The organism is Kitasatospora sp. NPDC091257, from assembly GCF_044757675.1.
Lineage (GTDB): Bacteria > Actinomycetota > Actinomycetes > Streptomycetales > Streptomycetaceae > Kitasatospora > Kitasatospora lactacystinica.
Genome location: NZ_JBIVVI010001070.1, coordinates 1 through 3,152, shown reverse-complemented (window position 1 = coordinate 3,152; position 3,152 = coordinate 1). Strand labels below are relative to the sequence as shown.

Below are 3,152 nucleotides of genomic sequence, written 5' to 3'. Positions count from 1 at the left end.
CCTCCCCCGCCCTGGCCTCCGGTGCCACGCCCCTGCGGGTCCTGACTCGCCCCGAGCACTGGGAACTGGCCGAAGGGGTGCGCCGGGCTGGGGTGAGCAGCTTCGGCGTCGGCGGCACCAACGCCCACGTCGTCCTGGAGGAATCCCCGGCATCGGAGACCGCTCCCGGACGGCGCCCGACCACGCTCCACGACGCGGGCTACCGGCCCCGCCGGATCTGGCCCGAGCCCGTGACCGGCACCACCGACTGCGTCGGCACAGCCGAGCCCGCCGGGGCTCAGGTGGAGTTCCGGCGCAGCAGCTGGGCCCAATGGCCCGGACGCGCCAGCACCGAGGCCCCCCGCTGGACGTGTGTCGTCCTGATGGCCGAGCACAACCACACGGGCCGCCGGCTGTTCGATCTGCTGTCCGCAGCGGCACCCGAGGGCACCCCGGTCATGTGGGCGCCGGACGGCCTCGCCGAGGCACCTCAGGGCAGGACGCTGGTGGTGTGCGGGTACGCACTCGGCGCCGGCTCCCAGTCCGTACAGCGTGCCTACGACGCCCTGGCCGCGTTGGCCGCCCGCGCCGCGGGCTGGCCCGCCGCCTGCGGCGTGGACGTCGTGGCGCTCACCCGGCGCGCGCACCCGGTGCTCGGCACCGAGGGCGGCGACCCCCGGGCGGCCACACTCACGGGCCTGGCCCGGGCGCTGTCGATGGACGTGCCCACGCTCCGCATCCGCACCCTCGACCTGGAGGGCACTCAGCCCTGGGCACTGGCCGAAGCGGTGCGGCGCGGCGTGGGCTGGGCCGCCGAGCCCGTGCTCGCCCTGCGCGGCCGACGCTGGTGGAGCCCCGCCTACCCGCCCGTGCCCGAACCCGAGCCGGGATCGGTCGGCGGTGTGTCGGTCGTCGTGGGAGTCGGGCAGATCGGCACCGCCACCGCCCACGTCCTCGCTGCCACCGGCGGCACCCTGGTGCTCGCGGCCCGGCCCGGCCCCGGCCTGCGCAAGGCCCACCGTCTGGCCGACGACCTCGCCGCGCAACCGGCTCGCATCGTCGTGCGGGAGTGCGACGCCGCCGACCCCCGCGACCTCACGGCCCTCATCGCGCACGTCACCCGTGACCTGGGCCGGATCGAGCGGATCGTCATGGCTGCCGGGATCTCCGGTCAGGGCGCCTACCAGGACAGCACCTGCCTGCCCTCGTGGGGCGAGGAGCAGCACTTCGTCCTCAAGATCGACGCTGCCGCGACGCTGCGTGCCGCGGCCGCCAACCACCACGTGCGGCGCGTCGTGCTGATGTCCTCCCTCGCCGGGGTGCTCGGCGCGATCGGCCTGCCGGCCTACAGCGCGGCGTCGGCGGCGACCGACAGCTACGCCCTGCACGCCGAATTCGCCCGCACCCGCTGGCTGAGCATCGGCTGGGACGCCTGGCAGCACCACGACGCCACCGCCTCGGCCCATGAACAGCGCATGGTTCAGGGCGGCCTCACCTCCCAGGAAGCCGAAGAGGCCCTGACCCGCCTGCTGCTGTCCGACCAGAGCGGACACGTCCTCGTCGCCAAGGGCCGCTTCCCCGAGCGCTACGAGCGGTACGTGCGCGCCCCGCTGGGGACTGTCCGCGCCCCCGAACCGCCGGTGCCGGCCGACACGCCGCAGGCCGACCTGCTCGTGACCCTGCTGGATGCGTGGCGCAGCTGCCTGGCCGACCCCGACCTGGGCCCGGACGACGACCTGGCCGCACACGGCGCCGACTCCCTCACCGCGATCGACGTCCTCGCCCGGGTCGGCGCCCAGACCGGCCGCGTCCTGCCCACCGAGCTGTACTTCGCCGCCTCCTCCGTCCGCGACCTCGCCGCCGCGATCGACTCGACCACGACCACCGGCCAGCCGCCGCACACCGCAGCGGTCCGGCGCTGGGGCCAGGGCGACCGGTCGACGCTGTGGTGCATGCATCCGATCAGCGGATCTGCCGACGCCTTCGCCGCCCTGGCCGCCCAACTCGGCGACAGTCACCAAGTCCACGCACTGCCCGGCCCGCCCCTGTCCGACGTCACCGGCGAGATCCCGATCGAGGACCTGGCCCGCCGCCATCACGAGCAGCTCACCGCCAGCGCGCCGCGCCCTGACGTCGTCCTCGGCTTCTCCTTCGGCGCTCACCTCGCTCTGGCCGTCGCACAACACGTGTACGACACCACCGGGCACGCCCCCACCGTGGTCGTCCTCGACATGCCCGCACCCGCAGGCCCCGGCCCCCGCAGCATCACCCAAGTCCCCGCCGCCGAGATCGTGGCCGCCATCACCAGCCACCGGGCCCGCGAAGCCGGTCAGCGCCTCGCCGTGGACCCGTACAACCTGCGCCACGACCCTCCCGAGCAGGCCATGGCCGACCTGCTCGACGACCTACGCGCCCAGCAGGTCGTGCCCGAGTCCTTCACCACCGAACTCGCCACCCGGCTCGCTGCCGGCTACCGCCACCGCCTTGCCGCCGCCGAGCGCTACCGGCCCCGCCCCTACCCGGGCCGCGTCGTGGTGGTGCGTGCCGCCGAGGCCGAGTACAACGACTCGCTGCTCGCGGGCGTCCTGCCCGCCCCTGCCGACGACCCCTCCTGGGGCTGGGCCGCCCTCGCACAGCACGGCCACGCCGTCCACGTCCTCGACGCCCACCACACCACGATCCTCCAGCACCCGAGCGTGGCCGACATCGTCCACCACAACGCCCCACGTCCGGAAGGACTTTCGACATGACGCCGCTCCGAGCCGTCTGGGCGCCCGACGGCGCCTTCACCGCGGCCCGCACGGCCGGCTGGGCGGACCTGCTCACCACCGGCCACGCCGACGAAGCCGCCCCGCTGCTCCTCAACGCCAACCTCGCCGCCCGCCACCACGACGGCCCCACCGTCGCCTACTGGTCCGACCCCACCTGGCAGGCCGCCCTCGACACCACCCCGACGGTCCTCACCGCCACCACCCGCGAGCTGCGCATCGAGCTGCCCCCAGTCTGGCGCGCCGAACTCCACCTCGCCTGGGACGGCGCCAGCCTGCTGATCTCCTCCGACCTGCGCACCCTCGCCTGGGCCGTCGGCGCCCGCACGCCCGACCCGGACGGCGCCGCCGCGTTCCTCAGCGGCGAACGCTGGACCTGCGGCCTCCTGCCCTCCCTCTACCGCG

The 3,152-nt window shown here is 75.2% G+C and carries 1 protein-coding gene and 1 pseudogene; both read left to right on the top strand.

Annotation, left to right across the window (positions count from 1 at the left end; all coding sequences use genetic code 11):
• Positions 1–2,636: pseudogene (locus tag ACIQOV_RS34440) on the top strand (SDR family NAD(P)-dependent oxidoreductase); the annotation flags it as partial.
• Between the two features lie 89 nt (positions 2,637–2,725).
• Positions 2,726–3,152 (top strand): hypothetical protein (locus ACIQOV_RS34435; protein ID WP_401054758.1); only part of this gene is annotated, 427 nt, incomplete at its 3' end.